26 protein-coding genes and 1 pseudogene are annotated in these 26,104 nt (G+C 24.2%); 22 read left to right on the top strand and 5 right to left on the bottom strand.

Annotation, left to right across the window (positions count from 1 at the left end; all coding sequences use genetic code 11):
• Positions 1 to 119 precede the first annotated feature (119 nt).
• The 3 genes from CP523_RS04520 to CP523_RS04510 are packed head-to-tail and all read right to left on the bottom strand — an operon-like array spanning position 120 to position 3,131.
• Positions 120 to 812, bottom strand: coding sequence for an ABC transporter ATP-binding protein (locus CP523_RS04520; RefSeq protein ID WP_162925940.1), 693 nt, complete (start codon positions 810 to 812; stop codon positions 120 to 122).
• On the bottom strand, positions 813 to 2,036 hold the full coding sequence (locus CP523_RS04515; RefSeq protein ID WP_066676411.1) for an ABC transporter permease family protein: 1,224 nt from the start codon (positions 2,034 to 2,036) through the stop codon (positions 813 to 815).
• A 3-nt stretch (positions 2,037 to 2,039) separates the two neighbouring features.
• Positions 2,040 to 3,131, bottom strand: a complete 1,092-nt coding sequence (locus tag CP523_RS04510; protein ID WP_066676412.1) for an ABC transporter permease — start codon at positions 3,129 to 3,131, stop codon at positions 2,040 to 2,042.
• Positions 3,132 to 3,569: 438 nt separating this feature from the next.
• Here CP523_RS04510 and CP523_RS04505 point away from each other — a divergent pair, with 438 nt between their 5' ends.
• From CP523_RS04505 to CP523_RS04460, 10 genes and pseudogenes are all read left to right on the top strand, one after another.
• Complete coding sequence (locus tag CP523_RS04505) at positions 3,570 to 5,402, top strand: AIPR family protein (protein ID WP_066676413.1); 1,833 nt, start codon at positions 3,570 to 3,572, stop codon at positions 5,400 to 5,402.
• A 558-nt stretch (positions 5,403 to 5,960) separates the two neighbouring features.
• Positions 5,961 to 6,191 (top strand): annotated as a pseudogene (locus CP523_RS16175) (isochorismatase family protein); the annotation flags it as partial.
• Positions 6,192 to 6,448: 257 nt separating this feature from the next.
• Positions 6,449 to 7,681, top strand: coding sequence for a serine/threonine transporter SstT (gene sstT, locus CP523_RS04495; RefSeq protein ID WP_066676414.1), 1,233 nt, complete (start codon positions 6,449 to 6,451; stop codon positions 7,679 to 7,681).
• 46 nt (positions 7,682 to 7,727) lie between these two features.
• Positions 7,728 to 8,492, top strand: coding sequence for a hypothetical protein (locus CP523_RS04490; RefSeq protein ID WP_066676415.1), 765 nt, complete (start codon positions 7,728 to 7,730; stop codon positions 8,490 to 8,492).
• A gap of 257 nt (positions 8,493 to 8,749) precedes the next feature.
• Complete coding sequence (locus tag CP523_RS04485; RefSeq protein WP_066676416.1) at positions 8,750 to 9,313, top strand: RNA polymerase sigma factor; 564 nt, start codon at positions 8,750 to 8,752, stop codon at positions 9,311 to 9,313.
• Positions 9,303 to 10,103 carry a hypothetical protein gene (locus tag CP523_RS04480; protein ID WP_066676418.1) on the top strand — a complete coding sequence of 267 codons (801 nt, stop codon included), beginning with the start codon at positions 9,303 to 9,305 and terminating at the stop codon, positions 10,101 to 10,103. The genes CP523_RS04485 and CP523_RS04480 overlap by 11 nt, the downstream gene beginning before the upstream one ends.
• Before the next feature lies 1 nt (position 10,104).
• Positions 10,105 to 10,968 (top strand): ATP-binding cassette domain-containing protein, encoded by an 864-nt coding sequence (locus CP523_RS04475; RefSeq protein ID WP_120140542.1) that lies wholly within the window; start codon positions 10,105 to 10,107, stop codon positions 10,966 to 10,968.
• Positions 10,969 to 11,337 carry a hypothetical protein gene (locus tag CP523_RS04470; protein ID WP_120140541.1) on the top strand — a complete coding sequence of 123 codons (369 nt, stop codon included), beginning with the start codon at positions 10,969 to 10,971 and terminating at the stop codon, positions 11,335 to 11,337.
• The gene (locus CP523_RS04465) at positions 11,319 to 11,732 is read left to right on the top strand and encodes a hypothetical protein (protein WP_066676422.1); all 414 of its coding nucleotides are present in this window, start codon (positions 11,319 to 11,321) and stop codon (positions 11,730 to 11,732) included. Before CP523_RS04470 ends, CP523_RS04465 begins: the two co-directional genes overlap by 19 nt.
• 9 nt (positions 11,733 to 11,741) lie before the next feature.
• On the top strand, positions 11,742 to 12,920 hold the full coding sequence (locus CP523_RS04460; RefSeq protein ID WP_120140540.1) for a hypothetical protein: 1,179 nt from the start codon (positions 11,742 to 11,744) through the stop codon (positions 12,918 to 12,920).
• Between the two features lie 46 nt (positions 12,921 to 12,966).
• Here CP523_RS04460 and CP523_RS04455 read toward each other — a convergent pair whose 3' ends face one another.
• The gene (locus CP523_RS04455; protein WP_066676425.1) at positions 12,967 to 13,605 is read right to left on the bottom strand and encodes a VanZ family protein; all 639 of its coding nucleotides are present in this window, start codon (positions 13,603 to 13,605) and stop codon (positions 12,967 to 12,969) included.
• Between the two features lie 693 nt (positions 13,606 to 14,298).
• Between CP523_RS04455 and CP523_RS04445 the strand changes: the two genes are divergently transcribed.
• The 4 genes from CP523_RS04445 to CP523_RS04430 all read left to right on the top strand — a co-directional run bounded on the left by CP523_RS04445 (position 14,299) and on the right by CP523_RS04430 (position 17,086).
• Positions 14,299 to 14,757: a hypothetical protein gene (locus CP523_RS04445; RefSeq protein WP_066676428.1), complete on the top strand. Its 459-nt coding sequence runs from the start codon at positions 14,299 to 14,301 to the stop codon at positions 14,755 to 14,757.
• 231 nt (positions 14,758 to 14,988) lie between these two features.
• Positions 14,989 to 15,951 carry a leucine-rich repeat domain-containing protein gene (locus tag CP523_RS04440; protein WP_066676430.1) on the top strand — a complete coding sequence of 321 codons (963 nt, stop codon included), beginning with the start codon at positions 14,989 to 14,991 and terminating at the stop codon, positions 15,949 to 15,951.
• 514 nt (positions 15,952 to 16,465) lie between these two features.
• Complete coding sequence (locus CP523_RS04435) at positions 16,466 to 16,777, top strand: hypothetical protein (protein ID WP_066676434.1); 312 nt, start codon at positions 16,466 to 16,468, stop codon at positions 16,775 to 16,777.
• A gap of 57 nt (positions 16,778 to 16,834) precedes the next feature.
• Positions 16,835 to 17,086 carry a hypothetical protein gene (locus CP523_RS04430; protein ID WP_066676438.1) on the top strand — a complete coding sequence of 84 codons (252 nt, stop codon included), beginning with the start codon at positions 16,835 to 16,837 and terminating at the stop codon, positions 17,084 to 17,086.
• A gap of 102 nt (positions 17,087 to 17,188) precedes the next feature.
• Here CP523_RS04430 and CP523_RS04425 read toward each other — a convergent pair whose 3' ends face one another.
• Positions 17,189 to 19,207, bottom strand: a complete 2,019-nt coding sequence (locus tag CP523_RS04425; RefSeq protein WP_120140539.1) for a sensor domain-containing diguanylate cyclase — start codon at positions 19,205 to 19,207, stop codon at positions 17,189 to 17,191.
• Positions 19,208 to 19,475: 268 nt separating this feature from the next.
• Here CP523_RS04425 and CP523_RS04420 point away from each other — a divergent pair, with 268 nt between their 5' ends.
• From CP523_RS04420 to CP523_RS04385, 8 genes are all read left to right on the top strand, one after another.
• Complete coding sequence (locus CP523_RS04420; RefSeq protein ID WP_120140538.1) at positions 19,476 to 20,138, top strand: helix-turn-helix transcriptional regulator; 663 nt, start codon at positions 19,476 to 19,478, stop codon at positions 20,136 to 20,138.
• 234 nt (positions 20,139 to 20,372) lie between these two features.
• A complete protein-coding gene (locus CP523_RS04415) occupies positions 20,373 to 20,879 on the top strand; it encodes a signal peptidase I (protein WP_066676442.1) in 507 nt (168 codons plus the stop codon).
• A 29-nt stretch (positions 20,880 to 20,908) separates the two neighbouring features.
• Complete coding sequence (locus CP523_RS04410; protein ID WP_120140537.1) at positions 20,909 to 21,574, top strand: BsaA family SipW-dependent biofilm matrix protein; 666 nt, start codon at positions 20,909 to 20,911, stop codon at positions 21,572 to 21,574.
• Between the two features lie 10 nt (positions 21,575 to 21,584).
• A complete protein-coding gene (locus CP523_RS04405; RefSeq protein ID WP_083089483.1) occupies positions 21,585 to 22,232 on the top strand; it encodes a hypothetical protein in 648 nt (215 codons plus the stop codon).
• Between the two features lie 43 nt (positions 22,233 to 22,275).
• Complete coding sequence (locus CP523_RS04400; RefSeq protein ID WP_066676446.1) at positions 22,276 to 22,908, top strand: hypothetical protein; 633 nt, start codon at positions 22,276 to 22,278, stop codon at positions 22,906 to 22,908.
• A 46-nt stretch (positions 22,909 to 22,954) separates the two neighbouring features.
• Complete coding sequence (locus CP523_RS04395) at positions 22,955 to 23,623, top strand: BsaA family SipW-dependent biofilm matrix protein (RefSeq protein ID WP_120140536.1); 669 nt, start codon at positions 22,955 to 22,957, stop codon at positions 23,621 to 23,623.
• An 88-nt stretch (positions 23,624 to 23,711) separates the two neighbouring features.
• A complete protein-coding gene (locus CP523_RS04390; protein ID WP_120140535.1) occupies positions 23,712 to 25,436 on the top strand; it encodes a vWA domain-containing protein in 1,725 nt (574 codons plus the stop codon).
• Positions 25,437 to 25,572: 136 nt separating this feature from the next.
• The gene (locus tag CP523_RS04385; RefSeq protein WP_227909599.1) at positions 25,573 to 26,100 is read left to right on the top strand and encodes an RNA polymerase sigma factor; all 528 of its coding nucleotides are present in this window, start codon (positions 25,573 to 25,575) and stop codon (positions 26,098 to 26,100) included.
• The last annotated feature ends 4 nt before the right edge of the window (positions 26,101 to 26,104 follow it).

Below are 26,104 nucleotides of genomic sequence, written 5' to 3'. Positions count from 1 at the left end.
AATTAATAAATAAACTTCATATATAATAGTTATTTAAATAAATTATAAATTAATATATGATAAAAATAAGGATTGTCCACATAAATGATTTTAATAATTTGTGTGGACAATCCTTTTTACTAATTTTTATTAGATATAATTTTATCTGAAATAATACATCCATCTTTTAACTCTATAATTCTATCACATTCATTAGCTAATTTTAAATCATGAGTTACTATAATTACTGTTTTACCATTACTATTTAAAGATTTAAAAATATTCATTACTTCTGAACCAGTTACAGTATCTAATGCCCCTGTAGGTTCATCAGCTAATATTATATTTGGATTATTTACAATTGCTCTAGCAATAGCAACTCTTTGACATTGACCACCAGATAAATTATTAGGTTTTGATTTTAATTTATCCTCAATGCCAAGTTTTGAGCTAACATCAAGTATTAAATCCTTTCGTAAAGACTTTTTTACATTACCATATTTTAATGGCAATTCAATATTATCATATACTGTATAATCATTTATAAGTGCAAAATGTTGAACTATAAAACCAATAGTACTATTTCTAAATTTTGAACGTTGATTCTTAGTAAGATTTTTAGTAATTGTACCATCTATAGATATTGATCCAGATGATTCTACATCTAATTGACCCAATAAATTTAATAAAGTTGATTTACCGGAACCAGATTTTCCTGTTAAAGCAACTAACTCACCTTTTTTTATTTCTAGATTAATATTATTAAGAGCTTTAGTTTCACTTTCTAATTCTCCATATATTTTATTTATATTAGTTAATTTTATCATACTCATTTAATCTTCTCCTTTTATTAATTGATTTAACTGGATTTTGTTTATATTAACTATAGGGATAATTAATATAATTAAATTCATAATTAGTAGAAAAATAAATGTTGAAAGTAAAGCAATAACATTTATTTTATTAGTTAACCCTTTAAATATAAAAATTGGAGTAGATAGTATAATTGCTACAAAAGAAAGTATAAAGAGCTCACCAGATATTATCTTTATAATGTCAATGGTTCTAGCGCCAGTTAAATAATGTACTCCAAAATCTTTTTTATATAATAAGATACTATTTAATAATGTTATTGTAATTGATACAAAAATAAAAATAGTTATAATAACGGATATCATTACTATATCTTTTAAGCCATTTAAATATTGAGTAATCTTTATAGATAAATCAGAAGAAAAATCTCTTACATCAATAGATACATCAATTTCATTAAATAAATTTCTTAAATCAGAGCGAATGTTATTTAGATATTCTTTTGAAGTTGATTTATCAAAAATTAATAATGCAGCACCAGTAAGATAGGCACCACTATCAAGATAATTATTTGGTATAATTATATAATTATTTAAGTTTGCAAATCTTTGACTAGATTGTAGATTGCCAGGATTAAATTGATCTTTAGATAAAATTCCTATAACCTCTGCATTATGAGAACTACCTATGGTTATTATATCGCCTATGTTATAGATATTTAAAAAATCATATCCTAATATTATAGGAATTGTATCTTTAGGTGAAGATATATGGGTAAGTTCAGTATCATTAAATGTACGGCCTTCATAAAGATTAATAGGAAATCTTTTTAATGAATCAGAATTTATATGTAATGATTTGGCATAAAATTTATTACCTTCTTCAGGTGAATTTGGAAATTTGAAATTTTCGTAGTTATCAAATTTTTCTAGTGATAATGATTCTATACTGTTTAGTGTAAGAAAGAAATCATGATTTGAATTAGTATTAAGATAATCATTAATTATTTTCTCAGCATTAGAAAATGCATCATTACTAGTAGAAGAGTTTAAGTCAGACCTAAATTCAATTCCATATAAGATTTCATCACTAAAAAACTTTGAAATTTGTTTTTTTTCAATATTAAATCCAGTAAATATATCAAAGCTATTATATAAACTTAAAATTAAAAAAATTAATTGAAATATAAGCAAAACTGATATAAAAAAACTTTTTTTTATATAAAAATAAGAGTATTTAATCATTAGTTATCTCCTTTTTATTAAGCTAACAAGTTCTAATTTATCTATTCTATAGAAAGATATTATAGCTAGTACAATACAAATTAAAGATATAAATAATATGTTAAGTATAAAGTTATAAGAAGTATATATTATAGATCTGTTTAGTATGTTTGAAAATTCTAAAGCATTTTGAATTATTGGACATAAAGTAAGAGATATTGTTGAAATAAAAATAAGTTTTATTGTTATTTCTTTTATAATATCAAAGGTATTTGCACCACATAATTTTTTTACTCCAATTTCATATTTAATACCATTTACCCAATAATACATACAAAGTATTATTGAAATAAATATAACAATAATTAAGGGCGTATATATAACAATAAAACTAAACACACCTATTTTAATAAAATCCATAATACTTACTTTATAAAAAAAATCAGTTTTAATCTTTTTTATTTTAATATAGGGGTTGTCTTGTACTAATTTAATAAGCTCATCATTTGAATAAATATCACTTTCAATTACTATATTATCGAAGTCCATATTAAGGTTTATATCATTAAGTGATAGATTATAAAAAATTGTAGCAAATTTTACTTGGTTTGATTTACCATTATCAATTACACCAACTACAGTATATTTTTCGCTACCAGAATATAAAAATTTAGAATCGTTATTACTTTCTACATATTTAAGAGCACTTTTAGGAATTACAGCAACTTTATTATTATTTTTAAAATCACTAACATCTAAAAACCGTCCTTCTAATAATTTATAGTTATTAGTATAGTTAGAATTAAAGTATAGACCGTTAGTATAAAAACCATTTGAAAATAATTTGCCATTTACTGATTTTACTACTAAATCATCTTTTTCCATTAAATAAGAAAAAAATAATTTTATTTCTTCAATTACTTCTGTATTTTCATGGGTTTTACATATTGGATCATCTTTATTTATAGAAAATGTAATAGCATTTTTATATGTATAATTACACATATTTAAAATTCCCTTTTCATTAATTATTTCACTAATTAAAATAGAAAAGATAAGTAAAATGCTTGTCATTGATAAAGTAATAAATAAACTATTTTTTAAGTAGTTTTTCATTTTTTTAACTCCTTTTAATGTATATTAATAAAAAAAGGATAGTTTTTAAATATACTATCCTTAGTTAATCCATTTATTATTAAATCTTACAATATTCTTTAATTGAAGAAGTAAGACTATTTATTAAAATAATTGAAGCAGATAGAGTTAGATAACTTAAATTTTGACTTGTATCTTTAATAAATTACAATACAACGCTAGTATAGCATGTGAACATAGAGAAAAATGTAAAAAATAGTAGAAAATAAATAAAAATATATAATTTAATAAAATAATATGTAGTAAAAGACATAATAGAAATAATTAATTATTTCTATTATTAATGTAGTTTTTATACATAAAGAATATAATTATCTAAAGGTTAGATATATTGCTTAACAGTAATATATGTTATAAAATCATATTATTAGCAAAAAAAATGTTTAAATGGAGGAAAATATGTCAATTGATTATATAGAAAAACAGATAAGTGAAGCAATTGGTAATGATAGTATAACTTCTGTAGAAAAGGGACAAAGATTTTTACGCTGGACATTATCATATATTTTTGATAAATCTGATAGTGAAATTGAAGAAAATGATTTGAATTATGGCGTATTAATTTGTGATGGGCCTAATGATTCAGGAGTAGATGCCGCATTTATAGAAAATGACACTATAAGTATAATACAAAGTAAGTATCTAAACTCAAATTCATATGAAGCAATTGCAGGATTTTTATATAAAATAAAAACAATTATTATTGATGGAATAAGTAAGGAATCCAGAGGTTGTTTAAAAGATGTCTATAATGCTACTTTAGATATGGAAGGAATAGATATATATTATGTAACAAACGATAGTATAATGGAGAATGACTGGAAAGTTATATCTAAACAAGTTAAAGAAGTAGAAAAAGCAATAAAAGATAATACTCAAACTAAGAGAGTTAAAATAAGAATATTAGATATAAATAATATTGAAGACTTTATAGATGAATCAAGAAGTATTGTTCCGAAAAAATTCCAAGGAACACAAATGAAACTTATTCTAGAAAAATATTTTGAGAATAAAGAAAATAATACAATAATAGCAGAAGTATCTTTAAAAAGCTTAGCATCATTTATTAAGAATAAGGAAAATTATTTATTCTATTCTAATATAAGAAATTTCTTAGGAAAAAGAAATAAAGTTAATAAAGAAATAGAAAGGACATATAATGAAGATCCTAAAAAGTTCTGGTTTTACAATAATGGGATAACTATAGTATGTGATAGATATTATGATATAAAAGATTTTGGTAATAGTGGAGCATCAATGATGATAGAGACACCTCAAATTGTAAATGGTTGCCAAACATCAAGTACTATATATTCTTTATGGAAAAATCAAAGTAAAGAAGAGAGAATAAATCAAGAAGGGACTATTCTAGTAAAAATAATAGAAGATATTAATAGTACAAAAAGAAAAAAGATAACTAAATATACAAATAGTCAAACAGCAGTAACTGGAAAAGACTTCTTTGCATTAGAAGAGTTTCATTATAAATTACAAAAGGACTTTCTAAAGTTAGGTTATAATTACATAATACAAAGAAAAGATAGAATAGAAAAAAAAGATAGGAAAAAAGGTAATAAAAAATATTCATATTTATTTGATAAGAAATTTAATAATGCCTTCTTTGCTAAAGATATAGTACAAGCATTTACAGCTGGAATACATTTCAAACCTGCAAAGGCTAAAAGCATAAGTAACTTAGTGCCAGGGGGAAGTTACTATGATAAATTATTTAATGATCAAACAACACCACAAGATGCAAGATATTATTTTTTTCCATATGCAATAATGTATTATTCTAAAAATATAATGAACCATAGTAAAAATGATAAATTAAAATCAGTTAATTTATTATTTATTAATATTTATTTCAAGATACTTTTATTCTTATTCCAAAGATTAGATTTAGTTACTGAAGATATAGTTGATATAATTCATTGTGATAAGGATGTAATTGAATGGATTGACAGTATATTTAAGAATCAAAGCTTAAATAAGAAGATTTTAGAATTAACAGAGGAAATTACAAAGATATTCTTAAAAGATACAATGATTAAGAGAAAGATAGGAGATAATTTACCTAAATTCTTAAAATCTAATGTAGAAAATGATGCAGAAGTAATAGCTGTACTTAATGATAAAATAAGAGAAGAAATAGAAGACTGTGATGAATTTAATATATATGATATAAAAGCTTGTTTAGAAACAAGCATAGAAGAAAGTTCAGAGGTATAGTAAACGTGAATATATAGTATAGAAATTACTATATAATAGAAGGAAGATTATTTACTATATATAATAAGAAGAAACACATACACAATAATTTTGCAAGAATTAATTCAAATGCAAAATTTAATTAACTAATAACAACATTTAAATTAAAATACATTTGAAGGTAATATTGCAAATAATAAAATAACTGTATTATTAGTAGTTATTTAAAGTAGGAAAATCTAAATAACAGGAATATGCCTAATTATTAAATAAGTAGTAAGATTTAATTAAATCCTACTACTTATTTTTTATATAGTTGGTTTATTAAACCATAATGAATAGTTTTTAACTTATTAATAAATAATTATACTATCCACATGATTATACTTGGAAGTTTGGGTCAAATGGGGAAAATATGGTGCACCAAATGAAGATGTTTGAAAGAAAAGGACCTTCAGAAGCAGTAAAAAAAATTCAAGAGCAGATATACTGGAAGAGTTTAAACCATATATTGAAGATGGTGAAACTATAATATCAAGCCCACATAAAATATTTGAACTTTAAACAAATGATTTAGTATTACAACTAAGAAAACAAAAGATAGATACAGTAATACTTGCAGAAATAAATTTAAACATTTGTATTGAATCACATATGAGAGATCTAGTTGAACAAGGATTTGAAGTTTATATTGCAAAAGATGCAACAGGATCACCAGGAATGGATGCATATAAGACAACAGAAGTTAACTTTGGAATGTTATCAATTGGATCATTAATAATCGAAGAAGTATTAAAAGAATTAAATTAAGATAAGAAAAGTAGTTAGAGAAATTCTCTAATTACTTTTTTTGTTAAAAAAAATAGTGTTAAAGTTTTAACGGTGAATTACGAATACATAAATTAATTAATGAGAATATGATTTAAAAAACAGTTTATGGTAACGAATTTGTTAAATTGAAAATAATGGAAAGTGTTGCGTTATTTTGATTTTTATTGTATAAAAGGTATAATATCATATTGTTTTATTAATTTTTTTAAATTAGATTATAAAAATGGAGGGGTAAAATGAAAACAATAATGGAAAAATGGAATAATATAAGTTTAGTAAAAAGAATCATAGTCGGTCTAATATTAGGAATAGTAATTGCTTTAACAATTCCAAAGATAGGTGCTCCATTATCATTACTTGGATCATTATTTGTTGGTGCATTAAAAGCTATAGCACCAGTACTAGTATTTTTCTTAGTAATGGCAGCCTTATGTCAGTATAAAGAGGGAAAAAAGACTAATATGAAATCAATCATAGTACTGTATCTTTTAGGAACTCTTGCCGCAGGAATAATTGGTGTTATTGGAAGTTTCTTATTTCCAGTTAAATTAGTATTTACTTCAAGTGTAGAAAATTTAACACCACCAAGTGGCGTAGGAGAAGTATTACATAATTTATTAATGAGCATAGTGGCTAATCCAGTTAATGCACTTGCTAATGCCAATTATATAGGAATATTATTTTGGGCAATAATTTTAGGTCTTGCTTTTAAAAATGCTAGTGAAGGATCTAAAGAAATTATATTAAATATTTCAGATGCTATGTCAGAAGTAGTAAGATGGATAATTAATTTAGCTCCATTTGGAATAATGGGACTTGTATATGAAAGTATATCTAAACAAGGAATAGAGTCATTAGTTAAATATGGACAATTAATATTAGTACTAGTTGGATGTATGGCATTTTTCGCTTTAGTAATAAATCCAATAATAACTTTTATAGCTATACGTAAAAACCCATACCCACTTGTTATTAAATGTTTAAGAGATAGTGGAATTACAGCATTCTTTACTCGTAGTTCAGCTGCTAATATACCAGTAAACATGGCATTATGTAAGGAATTAGGATTAAATGAAGATACTTATTCAATTTCAATACCACTTGGATCAACTATAAATATGGGGGGAGCTGCTATAACTATATCAGTATTAGCACTTGCTGCAACTCATACACTTGGTATAAATGTAGATTTAGGTACAACCATAATACTTACTATATTATCAGCTATAAGTGCATGCGGAACTTCAGGAGTAGCTGGAGGATCAATATTATTAGTACCACTTGCTTGTAGTTTATTTGGTATTCCAAATGATGTTGCTATGCAAGTAGTTGGAGTTGGTTTTGTAATTGGAGTTATACAAGATTCTTGCGAAACTGCACTTAACTCATCAACAGATGTACTTTACACTGCAGTAGCTGAATTTGCAAAAGCTCGTAGAAGTAAACAAAAGTTAGTAAGCTCAAAATAGTATTTAATATATAGTTAATTAATTAAAATATGAGGATGATAAAATAATGTATTATAATAAAATTTATGACTTTATAAAAAAATTAGATAGTACTAACATAGAAGAATATAAGCCTCAGTTAACTAAATATATCATTGAATTAATGCTATCATTTAAAGATTATAATAATAGTATTTCATTAGAAGATTTACAATTCATGTTAGATACAGCACTACTTAGGGAAGAGTTTCAATGTGAACTTAAAAATGAATTAGAAGAAGAAGGTTTTAAATTAGGATTATTAACAGGCGCTTTTATAGATATATATAAAGAATTTACAAGTAATATAGCTGAAAATGGATATATTAATGATGCTATAAGCCTAACAAGAAGTGTTATAAAAGCTTTAGATTGTATTAGCATTCCTTTCTATTTAATAAAAAAGAATGGTGGATTTAATGAAGAAAATTTAAAGTATATGGAATCAATAGATTATTTAAATGATTTGCAAGAAGAGCTAGGAAAATATTTAAATCAATATGTAACTAATACTTCAAAGGAATATTTTAATGTATTAGGTTTAGTTGAATATATTAAAAAAGAACTTGAAGAAAATATAAATAACATTGGTCATATAATTATGTCTCAATTAAGTAATAAGTCTTTAGAAGACTTCAATAAAGAAGAACATATGAATGAATATAAAGCTATTTTTAAAAAGGAATATATTGAAGAATTAAAAAGACGGAAATATCAGTGGAGTATTTTAACTTCCAAGTTAAAAGAAAACTATTTTAGAGATGAATTATATAAAGACCTAGATAGAATATAGAAATAAATAATAAGTATAGAGAGCTTAATTGACTGTTTTAAAACAGTCAATTAAGCTCTCTATTTTTTAATGTACAGGAAATTATATAAATTGAGAATAAGTTACTGATGATTTTAAAATTAAGTATGTTGTTTTAACGGATAAAAAATAATTTATAATAAAAATTATAATTCCCTAAAACTATTTTTAGTATTATTACGAATACTAATATGTACTAGTACTTAATTAAACAAATACAAAGAAAAAAGGGGGGAAGGATGATAGACCATGAATTAAGGCTTATTGAAAATATACAGAAAAAAGGTCATAGAGAATCAGCTAATATGCTTATAAAAGTTTACTATAGAGAAATTTATGGCTATGTCTTTAAACAACTCTCCTGCAATGAGTTATCAGCAGATATAACTCAAGAAATATTTATCAGTATGATAAAATCCATTGATAATTATAATAAAGAAAAATGTTCTTTTAGAACTTGGCTTTATAAAATTTCAAGTAACAAAATAATAGATTATTATAGGTCAAAGTCCTATAAACAGAGAATAAAGTCTCAGACTATTGATGATTTAGATATAAAATGTGAGGGAAGTATAGAAGATGACTTTATAATAGAGGAAACAGTTAATGAAGTCTTAAATATAGTTAATAGTTTTGAGGCTAATATTCAGCAAATATTTAGAATGAAAATTTTTTCTGATATGACTTTTAAGGAAATAGGAAAGGTTTTAGACTTAAGTGAATCAACAGTTAAAACTAAATATTATAGATTAATTAAAAGAATAAAAGTTATGTTAGAGGAGTGTAAGAGCAATGAATTATAAAGATAAGAAGCTTAGTGAAAATGAAAAATTTAATATAGACATAGATTTTGATAATATGGTTATTCCAGATTTACAAGGAAATATAGATGAAATCTTAGATAAAGGTTTAAAAGGTAAAAGAAATTTCTTTTCGTTTTTTAAGGAAGTTAAAAATGAACTTGGCTTTAAAAATATATTTCATGATAAAAGTGAATTGATTTTTATAGGACTTATTTTATCAATAGCTGTTATTATGTTTGGTTTATATTTTAATGAAAGGGAAAATAGTAACTTAGATTTCACTTATAAACTTAAGTCTTATACATTTATTACAGCTCCTATTATATATTTTTTTATTTGTTCTTATAACTTTATAAATAGTAGACTTAATGGAACTTATGAAATACAAGCAACTTGTAAGTATAATTTTTATACTTTAACAGCCATAAGAATGTTTATTTTTAGTATTATATCAATGGTAATTAATACGGCTATAATTTTAATAATGTTTCTAGTTAAGAGAAATTTTAATGTGGTAGAAGTTGTTATAGTTTCTATAACATCATTGTTTATATTTTCTGTAATATATATATTAGCTTTAGTGAAGCTAAAGGAAAGAACTTATAAATATCTTGTATTAATAGTATGGATAGGAGTTTCATCTATTATTATGTATGGAGTTAATAGTAAATTAGCAAAGTATTTTTTAGATAGTCCAATATATATAAACATAGGCATTACCTGTATAGTAGCAGTTTTTTATATTAAAAACTTAAAAAAGCTTATAAAGGTAAGGAGAGGAGAAGTTTAATATGTTAATAGTTAATAATTTAAGTAAGAGTTTTGGAAACTTTACTGTTTTAGAGGATATAAATTTAGAGTTTAAAAATGGAGTTTATGGATTATTAGCGCCTAATGGAGCTGGTAAAACTACATTAATAAAGTTACTTACTACTTTGATTTTCCCAACTAAGGGAGAGATTCTTTATGATGGAGTAGATATTATATCATTAGATGAGGAGTATAGAGAAATTTTAGGATACTTACCACAAAACTTCGGATATTATAAAAATTATTCTCCAAAGCAATTTTTAATGTACTTATCAGCTTTAAAAGGAGTTAATAAAAAAGAGTCTTCAAAGAAAATAGATGAACTTTTAGAAATGGTAGCTTTAAATGATGTTAGCAATAAGAAAATGAAGAAATTTTCTGGTGGAATGATACAAAGAGTTGGGATAGCACAAGCTTTATTAAATGATCCTAAAATACTTATATTAGATGAGCCAACAGCAGGATTAGATCCAAAAGAAAGAGTTAGATTTAGAAATATTTTAACAGAATTAAGTAGAGATAGGATAGTTATAATATCAACTCATATAGTTAGTGATATTGAGTTTATAGCAAATGAAGTAATTATGATTAAAGATAAGAAAGTACTTCATAAAGATTCAGTAGAAAATATTTGTAGAACATTAGAGGGAAAGGTTTATGAAACAGAAATAGACTTTTCAATGGCAAAAGATTTTAGAAATAATCATTTATCTCTTTCAGAAAAACAGGAAGATGGAAAAATGAAAATTAGATTTATAGATAAAGAGAAAAAAAATAACTTATGGAAATCTGTAAGTCCAAACTTGGAGGATGTTTTTCTATATGAATATAATGAGGGGATATAAATGAATAATAAAAGAGAAATATTGTTTCATGAGATAAAAAAGGTATTTAAATCACCAATTGTATTAGTGGTGTTTGCAATATTTTTAGGTGTGGATTTATTTATAGTATTTAAAAACTATGGTTTTAGAGATGATTTAAAGGTATTAAACACTATAATTGATGAGGTTGGATATGAAATTAATGATAAAATGATGGATAATTTTAAAGTATATTATGAAAATAGATTTAAAGATACTATGGACATGATAAAGAAAGTAGAAGGAAAAAGTTATTCTTCTATGGGGGAGCATTTAAGAGCTATAGAGTATAACCTTTATGATGTCAGATATACTAAAGAAGAAAAAAGAATATGTTTAACTGGGAAGTAAACTTACCTAATATAGGATGGTTTAGCATGTCCATTAAAGAATATTTAATTTTAATGATTATACTATTTTATTTATGCATTTTTATATTTATTTTTATAGCATTTGTAATTGGAAGATTTATAAAAAATAGTTATATAGCTTTTGTAGCTTGCTGTATTTTAAATGGAGTGTCTTTAATAATACCTTCATTATCACCAGGAAATAGTAAAATTATTATATATTCAACATTTACTCCATTTAACTTAGTTTATAATCCAATTTGTAGATTTATGAATAGTGGAGCATTAACAATGTTTAAATATTATGAAGGAATAACCATAATTGTTTGGTCAGTATTAATGGTTGGATTTATGTATTATTCAATTAAAACATTTAAAAAAGAGTGTATAAGCTAGGGGGAGAATATGAATATTATCATTAATGAGTTAAAAAAGATTTTTAATATAAAAAGCATTTTAGTAGTAGGAGTTATATGTTTTTTAATATATCAGATGTTTATTGAATTTCATATAAAGATATTTCCAAATGGTTATCCAGATACTGATACATATGAAATTGCTAAAAGAATAGTAGAAGAAAAGGGAGTTTTACCTAAAGAAGGATTAGAGTATCTTAGAGGTATAGAAAATGAATATAAAATTAAAGCAACTGAATACTTAAAAGAAAATAAATTAGCACAGGAATTAGGAATAACAAATTATGATGAGTATGCTGATAAGGTTAATAATATTCACAAGAAACATTATGAATCAGAGAATGATATGGATAAAAAGATAAACCAATTATATGATGATATAATGTTTGTAAATAAGGTAGATGCGTATTGGAATCTTCAAGGAATAGAAGGTTTTATAATGAGGGTAAGAGGTAAGAAAATAACAGATAATATGGAATCATTATCAAAAAGTCAAATAAATAGATTAAATGAAATAATTAATAGTGAAAGTTATAATGATGTTTTACCAGAGTTAGTTTTTTCAAACTATAATGAATTTATAATTAATAGTGCTATATTAATATTAATTTCTGTAGTGTTCTTTATAGCTCCTATATTTACTAAAGATAAACATAATAAATTAGAATATATACAATATTCAACAAAACGAGGAAGAAAATTATATAAAGATAAGATACTAACTTCATTAATAGCTACATTTATAATAGCTACAGTTGAATTAGGTGGTTTATTTTATCTTTATTTAACAAGAGAAAATACAGTAGAGATGTTTTATAATTCAAGCATAAATTCTATATTTAGATATAAGATGAATTGGTTTGACGTAAATTTTAAAGAGTATATTATTTTATGTGTAGTTCTCGTGTACATTTTTGCATTTGCAATATCATTAATAACTTGTTATATTTCAAGAAAATCAGATAGATATATTACACTTACAGGAATATGTATATTGTTAGCTATATTATTAACTAGTATATTAAGATCAAACTATATGGTATATAGCGGGCTGGGGGATTTATACATTCCAAGATTTTTTATAGAAGGAATTTTATTAATAATATTATTAGTAGGAGTGACTTTGATAAATTTAAGATATAGAAAAGAAAAGAGAATTAATATTTAATTTAAAACACCTAGAATTCTTTAAAGAAATTCTAGGTGTTTTTATCTTAAATTCTAAATATAAGCTTATTTAATATTCTATCAGCACAGGGTGTTATAAAGAAATATAAATAAAACATTATGCTAATAAAAAATTCAGAGTTATATTTAATTAGTGTTTCACCATTATTACGATTTTTTAATTTTAGTTTTGAAGTAAATTTCTTTAATAATAAAGAATAAATAATAAATCCAATAACAGCTCCTAATGTATTCATTAATAAATCATCTATATCTGTTGCTCTTACATTTAATAATTGAAATATTTCAATTATTAAAGATAACATAAATCCCATTAGTAATGTATTATGAAATTTTTCAAACCTTTCAAAAAGACTTGGAAGTAATATTCCTAAAGGAATAAAAAGAATAATATTTGCTGTTAGTTGAAATAAATTCATCATAAAATCACTACCAGCAATTATATCTTTGAAAGGAACTAGATTAACAATCATATTCATATCTCTACCTATATCAAAGATATTGCCTGGTCCTGTAATTTCAAATACAACACCTAAATAGTAAGCAAATATGTATAAGCCAATAATAAACCATTTTGAAATTTTAATATTATTACTAATTAAATATTTTTTTAAAAAAGTACTGTAAACTATAATTCCTATTGTCATTACAAATAATAACCCCATAATAAATTTCCTTCCTTATAATTAAATCTTATTAATAGATATATTTTACAATTAATTCTTTAAATGCATCTTAAGTGTTTCTTAAGATAACCTTAATTTGTTTAATATTGATTAAATGGTTCTTTATATGTGATTGTTAAAAAGGCAAAAGAAAAAAGCTTTTATACAGACTTATTTACTATAATGCGTTTAAAGAATTAGTTGGAGTTGATGATTATGAAGAGGCTACTAAAAATTTAAAATTATCAATAAATAGTGAATTATAATTTAAAGATTAATTTTATAATTGTAAATTAAATATTTCTATGAATAATCTTAGGAAATATAAATATAACAATTGTTAAAAGTAAAGTGATAAATTGAGAAATATTTAAAAAAGTAACAGCAAAAGATGCTAAATAAGAAGAAAACATATCTATAAATAGTTCTATAATATAAAAAAATGATAATGATAATAAAAAGATACTCCTTTTCTTTAGAAACAAATATATAACAAAAGTTAAAATAATTAAATCTAATATAATGTCCAAATAAGTACCTCCTATAACTATATTTTATATATATTATTAAATAGTATAAAAAAATATAACATATTTTTTACTATTATATCATTAAGTTATATAAAATGGATAAAAATTTATACGAAAATATAATTAAATTAATAAAATATAAATATTTTAAGGGAGGTATTTTGTGGAATTAGTAAAAAGAGATAAGAAAAATATAACTACTAGGATGGCTCTATTATTAGGATTTATACCTATGGTAAATAATATAAACATAGTGGTAGTATCGGCTATTTTAGCAATTATTCTTATTAAAACAAATATAATAAATAATGGAGTAAAAAAAAGGTTTAATATTGGAGAAGTATTTATCTACAATTTAAAATGTATGATTTTATATTATTTGGTAGCATTTACTATTACTTTATTTACTTATTCAGAGGTTTTAAATATATTTCAGATAAGAAACAATAATGGCCTTTTAGATTATGCTTTTATGCTTTTAGATCCTAAAATAATTTTAATATCAATTTCTATTACATTAAGTTCATACATATGTTCATTAAAACACTCAAAATCCGGAATATTATCTATTATTTTAGCTATTATAAATACAGCATTATTAATATACATAATAAAATTTTAAGTTATATGAGAATTTAGATTATACATATTTAAGTTTAATATCATAGGGGAAAGCACATTTATGTTAAGTTAAAAGGATGAAAAATATAATACAAATGTTTTTTATTGAAAAAAATAAAATAAAATTAAAAAAATAATTAAAATTAGAAAAAATTTATTGAAAAAAATATATATGAAGTGTAAAATGGGGTGTGTATTATTAATAAATAATATAAAGAGGGAGAGAGTATTTATGTATAGAAGGGGATATGAAAAAATACAAAAACAAAAACTATACAAGAATGTAATGGTAGGTGCAATAGTAGCTTCTTTATCATTACAAGGAGTTTCAACAAATGCATCTAGTATAAATGATAGCTTAGAAAGTGATAATAAAACTATAATTCAAAAGTTTACAAGTTTTATGAATAATATTATATATAAAACTGAAAACATACTAAAGGGGAATATTGTAAACGTTCCTGATGCTAACTTAAAAAAGTTATTAAATGCAGCGTTATATCATGAAGAAGATGAAGATATTATGAAAAGTGATTTAGCTAATATAAAATGGTTAAGTAATATAGGACCTGAACCAACTTTAGCTGAAACAAATATAACAAATCTTGAAGGTATTCAATATTGTGTAAATTTAGAGAACTTATTAATAGATGTGTCAAATATAAAGAATTTAAAACCTATGTTTGAAATACCAAGTTTAAAGTGGATAATGTTTGATGAAGTTAAGAATGAACAATTAAAAGGAATAGATTCATTAAAAAATCTAGAAAATTTTAATTGTGAGAAACTAGATTCTTTAGAAGAAATTTCGAAAGTGGAAAATTTAAAAACACTAATCTGTGTAAATGGAAAAATAAAAGATATTAAACCACTAGTAAAATTAAAAAAACTAGAAGCTTTATGGTTAATTGACAATGAAATTGAAGATATAAGTTCTTTAGAAAACTTAAAGCAATTACATGCACTAGGACTTCAAGATAATAATGTAAAAGATATAAGAGCATTAACTAATTTAAAAAATATACAGTTATTGAATTTAGATAATAATAATATAACAGATATAAGTTCATTATCTAACATGGAAAAGTTAGCAGAGCTACATTTAAATGAAAATGACATAAAAGATATAACACCATTAGATAATTTGCCTAATTTAAAGTGGTTATTTATAAATAATAATGAAATATATATGTAATTAAGATTTAACTTAGTATAAGTAAAAATATAACTATGATAATTAAATATTAACTATAATAAAAAGTTAAAAATAGAAAGGAGTTGTATAAAAACAACTCCTTTAATAGTATAACCATTATTAAATTTAAACTTTATTTTACGCTAAGTTAAACTAAAGGAATATCTTCAAATTCTCCAATTATAAATCGCTTCTTTTTTTGTCATGATAAACCTCATTAAATATTTACTTTTCTTTATTATATCAATTATATAAAAAATGTAGAAAGAACTAGGAATTATAGAAAAATAAAATAATAATCAAACAACAATTGTAAATATTTTACATATGAAATAATATGTAAAATAATCACTGAGTTAAAAATATTATACTAAAGAACTTCATAAGATTTGTTTATATAAAAAATATTGTTTTATAAGAATAAAGATAATATAATTCACTAAGAGAGATAATAATTTTTAACAATTATAAAACTAAATTATTTTATAATTGTTGCATCTAGGGGGAAAGACTAATGTTTTTTAGGATATTTGGAATAGCACTTATTGGGTTTTCTATATGGGGATTGATATTTACCTGTATAAATAGAAAGGATATGCCAAATTCTATATTTGCTTTAAAACCTAATAGCTATGAAGTTATAGAAAACGTAAAATTCAATAATTTAATGATATATAAAAGTTTAATATTAAGTATATTATTTTTAATATCAGGAATTTTATGTGTGTGTATTCAAGGTATTGAATCATTTATACCAATATATATAGGAACACTTATTCAAAGTGTTTTAGGTATAAGGTCAAAGAAATATATTAGAATTAAATAAATTTTATATTTGATGATATAATATATAAATAATAGGAATTAACAGGGAGGTTTTTAAATGACTAGAAATGAGAAAGTTATTAATCTTTATAAGGAGACTTATGCAGATGAAAATTTAGAAGAATTATCTATAGATGAAATGGAAGAAGCTTTAATGGAGTATTATTTAGCAACTGGTTTTGAAATAAATTCAGTAGATGAGTTATTTGAGAATCGTGATGTTAATCCTGACTTTGATAAAGAAATGGAAAAGAAAATCCAAGTGGTTTTAAAGGAATTAGCAGAAAAAGAAGCTAAAAAGAATGCTTAATAGTTTAAGTTAAAGAAATGGGATGCTTAAAAGCAATCCCATTTTTATTATATATAAGATTTAAATAGTGATAGTAGATAAAATTAGTAAACTTAAATTTATCTACTGTTTTTTAGAAGATGTTTTTTTATATTTAGTTATATCATAGCAATGTATAAGATAAGTTCCTTTATTTTCTTCCCACTCTAGTTTTGAAGCAGTGGAATTAACCAATAATTTATAATATTCATTATAAAGTTCTATGGAATCTTCAGTACAGTTATTGGATTTTTTTAATAATTTAATTGGACATGATTTACAAGGAGAGTTTTGTCCTTTAAATATAACATTGTAACACTTATCACCGATTTTAGCATGAGGGATAAGAGTTCTAATTTTTTTGTTTATAAAAACTAGCTCATAACTTTCACTATCAACGGCATAAGTATAACTATTTACATTATCTAAAATGGAATTATTAATTTTAACGCTTTTTAATAAGTTATTGTAGGATCGTTCTTTAAGTAAAAAAGTACTAACTATATTTGATACTAGTTTAAGTATTTTTATTTCTTCAAAAGACCAATTTCTATTTTCTTTAAAACATTCATCAAAGCCTACAAAACCTCTAAATTTACCATCATCACAAATTGAATATTGTAAAAATGATTTTACATTTTGTTTTTTTACTAATTTAAGAAGAGGGGGTGGTAAAGTATTTATATTATTGCAAAAGAATAAGCCGTTATCATCAAAATAAGGTGAATATATATCAAATTCTTTAACTGAAATACTTTTAAAAATATTTAGTTTAGGAGATACACCCTCATTACACCATTCAAAAGTATTACAACAATAATCACAGTCTTCGGAAAGCTCATAAATATAAACTCTATTTATATTAAAATGCTCACCAATTATTTTCAATATAAGGTTAATTGCAGTATAGGTATCTTTAGTTTCATAAAGTATTCTAAATATATATTCAAATATATTATTATTAATATCAGATAATAAATATTGTGAATTAGATTCATCTATTGAACTTTTAAAAAAACCGTTTTGTTGAAAGTGAATAGTAGGATCATAAAAGTAATAGGAATCTTTAGTATTTACCTTAGATATATATAGTGCTTTTTGTGCAGCTTTACCTAATTCATCTAATACTGTACCATCCTCAGGGTAAGAGGAAATTCCCATACTAGCAGAAAGCTCTACTTTATCATCGTTACGACCAAAACTTTGTTTTAATAGTATTTTAAGCTTGTCTAATTTATATACTAAAGAACTTTTGTTATCTATTTCTTTTGTAAATACTATAAACTCATCTCCACCAACTCTACCAATTACATCAGCATCTTTAAAAACACTTCTAATTTTTTTTGATATATCCTGTAGTACCGCATCACCAAAACTATGACCTAAATTTTTATTAATTAGAGAAAAGTTATCCATATCTATAATTATTAAATAGTAATGGGTGATTAGGGGTTTAGTTAATATATTTTCAATTTTACTTATAGTAAAACTTTTATTATAAAGATCTGTTAAAGGATCTCTTTGAGTCTTTCTTATCATTTCAAGTTCTTTTAATTTTTTATCATGAATATTTTTAGCATAAACCATAAGTATAATTTGATCTTCTATCTTACTTATAGCAGGGGTTACAGCACAAGTAACCCAAATATATTTATTATTTTTTAAAATTCTTACATCCATATAGGGTGGTTCTTTTCCAGCCATAATTAAGTCTATAACATTTTTTAAAGAAAATAACTTTTTAAATTCATTATAATCGTTAGGATGTATAAATGTATTAGCAATATTATCAAATAATGAACTATATATATTTTCTGAAGTTTTATTTATACTTGAAAGTTCATAAGGTAATCCTTCTCTTGAATATAATAATGTATTATTATTAATGTCAATTTCAAAAATCATATCACTAGCAGCGCAAATAATATTTTTAAATCTTTCTTCATTTTCTCTAATTTTAACAATTATGTTTTGCTGATTTTTAACAAGAACATCTACTAATTGACTTAATCTTAGAGTTTCATCTGTAGTTCCATACTTTAAATAAAGATCGCTTAAAATATTTTTAAGTACATCTATATTGTGTACATTATTTAAACTCATAAATAAATACCTTCTTTCAATTGAATACTTAAAAATAACGCTTTACTAAGAAATTACGCTTTGTAAAAAAATAATTTATATTACAATATATTACAGTAATATCGAAAAAAATAAAAGGGGGTTTGGTAGATATATTTAGAATTTTTTGTTAAAAATGAACTTTTTAGCTTTTAATTGTAACTATAGTATATAAAGAAAATTAATAAATAAACTAATTATGAACAAAATATAAGAAATAGTTTATTTTTACTTAAGTTAGGAGGTTTAAATGAGACTATTAGAAATTTTAATAATATTATTAAAGCATAATAAAATAACAACTAAAGAATTATCAGAGCATTTTAATGTATCAATAAAAACAATTCAAAGAGATTTAGATAAACTTAGTGTATTAGGAATTCCTATAACTACCAAAAGGGGAGCAGAAGGTGGAGTTATATTAGACGGGAAATATAAACTTTCAAGGGGCGTATTAACATATGAAGATTATGATGCATTAATTTTTTCTTTAAAACTAGCAGAAAGTGTATTTGAAAATGTATCAATTCTAGAAGTATTAAATAAACTTCTATTAATTGATTCAGAAGAAGTTAAAAATGAATTCGAAAAAATCAATAAATATGTTCATATAGATATTGTAGATAACAAAATAAAATTGGAATCTAAAATTTGTAAAATAATAAATAAAGCTTTAGGCTATAATAACCTACTTAGTATAAATATAAAAGAAAAAATATATGAAGTTGAACCTTTAGCATATGTAGTTAAAGTAGAAGGAATGTTCTTATATGCTTATATGAATAAAGAATACTGGTTAATACCAATAGCTGCAATCGATGATGTAAATTTATTAAATGTAGAATTTACTCCTAAATTGATAAATTATAAAGAAAATAGTAAAGTAAAAAAGCTGGAATTAAATATAGAATAAAATAAAATTTAATATTTGGTAAAAATGTAAAAAACTTAAAAATAAAATCCAAATAAGACACTATGTGTCCTATTTGGATTTTATTATTTATAACTGTCAGCAATAATAGGAGATTTTAAAAACTATCAACAAATTACTATTTATTAATAGTTTATATTAAATGCATTATAACAAAATCAGATCAAAAGGTATATGGTAATTAATAACATTTAAGATAAGGAGAGAGATTAAAATTTGAAAAAGACAGTTAAGATTATAGGAAATTCAATAGTTTACCTTTTAATTGCACTTATACTAATATCTGCATTAGTAAGTAAAACAAGTGATTCAAAAAAGAGTCCAGAACTATTTGGATATAGTGTTTATTCCGTTTTAACAGGAAGTATGGAGCCAACTATGAAAACAGGAAGTATAGTGGTTGTTAAGAACATTCCAGTAAATGATATAGAAAAAGATGATGTAATAACATTTAGAAGTAACAATACTTCAAATATAACAACACATAGAGTAAGTAATATCATTAATGAAGATGGATTAAAGTTTATAACTAAGGGGGATGCAAATAATGCAGAGGATCCATTACCCGTGGATTCAAATTTAGTTATAGGTAAAGTAATATTTAACATTCCTTTTTTAGGTAAAGCGCTTATTTTTATAAGTAAAAATTTATTATTAATAATAGCTGTATTAGTTATAGCAATGGCTGTAGGAAGTAAAGTTAATAACAGCAGAAATAGCTGATATTATAAAATAAAATAGGAGGAAAGTTAATGGTTAAAAGAAAGGGAATTGGAAAAATTATTATAGCTTTAGGTGTAACAGCTATTCTTGTAGGTGGCACATTAGCTTGGTTTGCTTCGTCAGATACTGTAATCAATAAATTTAGCACTGGATCAGTACCAGGAGATTTAAATTCTGGTGTAGATATTTGGGAAAAATTTAATGAAGAGTCAGCAAAAAATATAGTACCCGGAACAATAGTTGAGAAACTTGTACAAGCAAAAAATACCGCTAGTTATAATTCTTTTATAAGAGTAAAAATAGAAAAAGAATTTTTAGGTACTAATAATGCAAATTTAAGTACTGACATGATAAAACTAGATTTTGGAGACAACTTAACAACAGAGCCTTCAAATGGAAAATGGGTTGATGAAAAAGACGGATATTATTATTATATTGACAAAATTGCACCAGGCAAGTTTACAAATGCCCTATTAAAAAATGTTGAATTAAGCACTGAAGCTGGAAATGCTTATAAAAATGCAACATTCAATGTAAAAATTATTGCAGAGTCAATTCAATCAAGTAATAATGCACATGAAACAGGATGGAGTACTTCATCAGAGGCTGTTAAAGCAAAATTAACAGAGCTTGGTGCAGAATCAGTAGTAGCTGGTGGTAATGATGCAAGTGAACCTGGCGCAATTGAAAAATAAGAGTTAAAAGATGAGAAATAAAATGAAGAAAATATCAAAAGTATTTATAATTACACTTTTAACTTTTTCAATGATAACTATAAAAGGCTTTGCAATAGATAATAAGGTTTCTAATGTTGAACTTGTAGGTAATGCAAATGGATTAGTTTTTATACCTGGAAATGAGCCTTTTTTGTATTCAGATAATATAGTTCCTGGAGACAAAATTAAAAGGACAATAGTTATAAAAAATAATCATGAAGACTCATATGAATTGTTTATGAAGGCAGAAAGAGGCATTCCTAAAGAAGAATTTGATTTACTTAATAAATTAAATTTAAAAGTAACATATAAAGATGAAGTTATATATGAAGGACCTGCTAGTGGTGAAGATAGCTTAAGTAATAATATAAGCTTAGGTGTTTTTAATTCAGGTGATAAGGAAGATTTAGTTGCTGAAGTAGAGTTTGATGGTCCAAGTATTGGAAATGAATTTAAAGATAAATCAGCAGAAGTTAATTGGATATTTACAGCAGTTAAAGAAGTAAAAGAAGAAATTGAAAATAAACCTAACCTAGGTATAGGATCACCAAATACAGGCGATAAAGGAATTTCACTATATGTAGTTTTATTCTTAACTTCTATGTTAGCTCTTATAAAGTTTAACAAGAAAATTTAAGAATTTATTTGGTTTGTATTTTAAAGTTAAGGTGGTAATTAAATTGATTAAAAATAAGAAAAGTAGATACATCATACTAGGGCTATGTTTATCTTTTATTACTTTGATTAATACACCAAGAGTTTATGCAAGTGTTGAAGAAATAAAAAATTGGTTTACAGCTAGGGATGAGGTATCAAATAATTTTATAAATGGAGATATTGATATTTCAATAGAGGAAGATTTTAAAGAGCCAGAAAATTGGGATGGTTTAAATCATGATAAAAAGGTTGCTATACAAAACAATGGGAAATCAGATGCATTTATAAGAGTTAGTATAGTTCCAAGATGGGTGGATGAAAATGGAAAGCCGTGGATTGGAGATTCTAATTATGTAGATTTGACATTTGTTAACGTAACAGAAGATTTAAATACAGCTAATGCGGCTTGGATTAAAGGTGAAGACGGATATTATTATTACAATCAAATTGTAAAGACAACTAATAAAACAGTTGATCTTTTAGAGTCTGTAGCACTTAATATTCCTACTGATAAAAAGGATGTATATAAAAATAGAAAGCTAATTGTTGATGTTAAATCGGAAACAGTACAAGCTACTAGTAATGCATACTTAAAGGTTTGGGAAGGTGTTCCAGAAAGTATAAAAATAGTCTTAGATAGATTATTAGCTAATTAATTAAATATTAAATATAAATAAAAATGAATTTTTGGAGGGTTATAAAATGATAAGAAGAAAAAGCATTAACAGAACTATTTTAGCGGTAGGAGCTGCAGCAGTATTAGTAGGAGGAACATTAGCATGGTTTACATCAACAGATACAGTAACTAATAAATTTAAAACTGGTGGAAATGGAACCGGCCAAAGTAAAGGAGTTGAAATATGGGAAAACTTTGCTAGTGATAAAGCATTAGAGGTTCTTCCGGGAACAATTATTGATAAGGAAGTTCAAGCTCAAAATACAGCTACTTATAATTCATTAATAAGAGTGAAATTAACACCAACAATAATATCAGGATCAACTACTGCTGATGTTAGTAATATAAGATTAATATTTAGTGAAAATGTAATAAAACGAGGTAAAAGTACAGAGGGAAATACAAATGGAAAATGGCTTCAAGGTACAGACGGATATTATTATTATTTAGGAAATGTTGCACCAAATGGATATACAACTATGTTACTAAAAGATGTTCAATTAGATAAAACAGCTGGAAATGAATTTAAAGATGTAACTTTTGATGTAGTAGTTAATGCTGAATCAATTCAAAGTGATAATGGTGCTTATGCAGATGCATGGAAAGGAGCAGGTCAACCTGTTTTAGATAAATTAGCGATAGTTGCTGGACAAACTGCAGGAACAGCTTCACAAATACCAGGAGCTGGAAAATAATAAATAAGAGCTTATTTTAAATAATTATATTATAGGAAGTTGCTATTTTGGTAACTTCCTATAATGCTAAGGTTAAAGGAGGGAGACCTTGAAAAAAATAATAACTAAAATATTAATTGTAATTTTCTGCTTTAGCTTAATGGCTACTACCTCCTATGCAAATATAGATGGTAATTCAAGAGGAGTTTCTTCAGGAAACTTAATTATAGACAAGACAGCTGAAGCTGTAGGAAATGGACAGTATAAAATAACATTAGATGTTAAGGGGGACTTAAAGGAAATACCACCAAAACCTGCTGATATAGTATTAGTTATTGATAAATCAAACAGTATGGAAGATAAAATAAGACAAGTTAGGACAGCTGTTAATAATTTTATAGATAATATCTTAGGAGCATATGGAGAAACTACAAGAATATCAGTAGTTACATTTAGTGGTCCTAATGATTTTTATACTAGAGCTAATAATGAAAAAAACTCACAGATTGTTCACGATTTTAGTAATGATATAAATTCTTTAAAAAGTAAAATAAATCGTATAAGCTTAACAGGTGGTACAAATACTGAATCTGGTATTTGGCGTGCAGGTCAGAAGTTAGATGAATCAAAGAATGCAAGACCTGATGCTAGTAGATATGTTGTATTCTTTACAGATGGTTTACCAACTGCAAGTCATGGTAGTAGAGCAACTAGAGATTATCAAGATAAACATTTTAGGGCAGCTCAAAAAATGTATAATGAAATTATAGGAGGAATAGGAACTTTAGGAGGAATAGGAAGTAGTCCAAATGCTGAAACAGTTAATCCAATTCCAGTAGGTAAACATAGTGATGCTAAATTTTATACTTTAGGTTTATTTACAAGGGCAACTACTTCTGATAAAAATATGGCAATTAAGTTCCTAAAAACTATTCAAAATGTAATTGATCCTGAAGCTTTTAAAGATAAATATTATACTCAAAATACAGAAGCTATAAATGGAATGTTTAATGAAATAGCAGAAGAAATAAAAGGAAGTATAAGCCAAACTATAGCAAATGAAGTTGAAATTACAGATGTTGTAACAAAAGAATTTGATATAGTAGATGGTAGTTTTGAAATAACAGGTGATGTAGATAGTAATTCTATAGTAACTGAAGTAATTAAAGGGGATCCAACAGATAAGGTAAATTTCAAAATAGGTAATGTTGGGAAAAATGGTGTTAAAATAACATTCTTAATTACTCTTAAAGATCCTTATATGAGTAAAGCAGGAGTTCCTACAAATGAAAAGGCTGAAATCAATTGGAAAGATCCTTTAACTGAAGCGCCAAATAGTGCAATTTTCCCAGTGCCTACAGTTGATATATTCCCAATGAAGGGAAAGATAACTATTCAAAAAGAAATAGTATCAAGTGAAAATATTAGCTATGATGAAAATGATACATTTTCAGTATTATTAAATGGTGGTAAGGGAAATGAAAGTTATAATGTAGATTTAAAGTCAGGAGAGGCAAATAAAATAGAATTAGATTTTTATCTTAAGGATATAAATAGTGATGTATCTAAAAATCTTGACTTAAATTATATAACTATAGGAGAGTTTTCTATAAAAGAAAAATTACCTATGAATTATAGACTACAAAAAATTTCAGTAAGTACAGATGGTGGCTCAACATTTAAGGATTTTAATTCAGCTGAAGAATGTAAATTCCTTTTAGATAAGGATAATTCAAATGTAGTAATTAAAATAGTAAATGAAGTTTACAATGATAGTTATTGGTATGATGATGAAGTAAAAAATAATATTTTTCATTTTAATCCTACTGAATAAATTTTTTCATTAAAAGATTATTAGTATATTAAAAGATGAATTCATAACAGTGAATTCATCTTTTTACTGCTAAAGAATCTTTAGTTAAATTATTAAATAAATATTTTTAATAATGGAGGTATATACTTTGGATATTATGAAAGAAATTATTAGATGGCAAAGTGGAAATTATGATGCATTTAACAAAATATATACAAGGTATTACGAAAGGATATACTGGTTATGTTTTAATATTCTAAAAGAAGAAGATGATGCTATGGATGCAACACAAGAAACATTTATTGAAGCTTTAAAGAGAATAAATAAATTAAAAAATGTTAAAGCATTTTATTCTTGGATAAGAAAAATAGCAGTTTGTATATGTAATAAAATAATAATTAAAAATAAAAAAAATTTAATTATTAATGACGAAGATTTAAAATTATATAAAGACTCTGAAGATCAAAGACCAGAAGTCGTATTTTTAAAAAATGAAAATAGAGATTTAATGTTAAGTAGTATAAATAGATTAAAAGCAAAAAAGAGAGATGTAATATTTTTATATTATTATAAAGATCTAGATATACAAACTATATCAGAAGTGTTAAATTGTCCTGTTGGAACAGTAAAAAGTAGATTAAATAGTGCAAGAAATGATCTGAAAAATTATTATAAGGCTATATAACAAA

It is taken from the genome of Clostridium septicum (genome assembly GCF_003606265.1).
GTDB classification, from domain to species: Bacteria; Bacillota; Clostridia; order Clostridiales; family Clostridiaceae; genus Clostridium; species Clostridium septicum.
The sequence above is the reverse complement of the archived record's forward strand: the minus strand, read 5'-3'. Positions and strand labels throughout refer to the sequence as shown.

Coding starts and splice junctions, on each gene's coding strand:
- CP523_RS04395 (WP_120140536.1), top strand. CDS start 22,955: ATGATAAGAAGAAAAAGCATTAACAGAACTATTTTAGCGGTAGGAGCT.
- CP523_RS04420 (WP_120140538.1), top strand. CDS start 19,476: ATGAGACTATTAGAAATTTTAATAATATTATTAAAGCATAATAAAATA.
- CP523_RS04435 (WP_066676434.1), top strand. CDS start 16,466: ATGTTTTTTAGGATATTTGGAATAGCACTTATTGGGTTTTCTATATGG.
- CP523_RS04475 (WP_120140542.1), top strand. CDS start 10,105: ATGTTAATAGTTAATAATTTAAGTAAGAGTTTTGGAAACTTTACTGTT.
- CP523_RS04485 (WP_066676416.1), top strand. CDS start 8,750: ATGATAGACCATGAATTAAGGCTTATTGAAAATATACAGAAAAAAGGT.
- CP523_RS04520 (WP_162925940.1), bottom strand. CDS start 812: ATGAGTATGATAAAATTAACTAATATAAATAAAATATATGGAGAATTA.
- CP523_RS04440 (WP_066676430.1), top strand. CDS start 14,989: ATGTATAGAAGGGGATATGAAAAAATACAAAAACAAAAACTATACAAG.
- CP523_RS04505 (WP_066676413.1), top strand. CDS start 3,570: ATGTCAATTGATTATATAGAAAAACAGATAAGTGAAGCAATTGGTAAT.
- CP523_RS04385 (WP_227909599.1), top strand. CDS start 25,573: ATGAAAGAAATTATTAGATGGCAAAGTGGAAATTATGATGCATTTAAC.
- CP523_RS04510 (WP_066676412.1), bottom strand. CDS start 3,131: ATGAAAAACTACTTAAAAAATAGTTTATTTATTACTTTATCAATGACA.
- CP523_RS04430 (WP_066676438.1), top strand. CDS start 16,835: ATGACTAGAAATGAGAAAGTTATTAATCTTTATAAGGAGACTTATGCA.
- sstT (WP_066676414.1), top strand. CDS start 6,449: ATGAAAACAATAATGGAAAAATGGAATAATATAAGTTTAGTAAAAAGA.
- CP523_RS04515 (WP_066676411.1), bottom strand. CDS start 2,036: ATGATTAAATACTCTTATTTTTATATAAAAAAAAGTTTTTTTATATCA.
- CP523_RS04480 (WP_066676418.1), top strand. CDS start 9,303: ATGAATTATAAAGATAAGAAGCTTAGTGAAAATGAAAAATTTAATATA.
- CP523_RS04410 (WP_120140537.1), top strand. CDS start 20,909: ATGGTTAAAAGAAAGGGAATTGGAAAAATTATTATAGCTTTAGGTGTA.
- CP523_RS04465 (WP_066676422.1), top strand. CDS start 11,319: ATGTTTAACTGGGAAGTAAACTTACCTAATATAGGATGGTTTAGCATG.
- CP523_RS04490 (WP_066676415.1), top strand. CDS start 7,728: ATGTATTATAATAAAATTTATGACTTTATAAAAAAATTAGATAGTACT.
- CP523_RS04425 (WP_120140539.1), bottom strand. CDS start 19,207: ATGAGTTTAAATAATGTACACAATATAGATGTACTTAAAAATATTTTA.
- CP523_RS04455 (WP_066676425.1), bottom strand. CDS start 13,605: ATGGGGTTATTATTTGTAATGACAATAGGAATTATAGTTTACAGTACT.
- CP523_RS04460 (WP_120140540.1), top strand. CDS start 11,742: ATGAATATTATCATTAATGAGTTAAAAAAGATTTTTAATATAAAAAGC.
- CP523_RS04405 (WP_083089483.1), top strand. CDS start 21,585: ATGAGAAATAAAATGAAGAAAATATCAAAAGTATTTATAATTACACTT.
- CP523_RS04470 (WP_120140541.1), top strand. CDS start 10,969: ATGAATAATAAAAGAGAAATATTGTTTCATGAGATAAAAAAGGTATTT.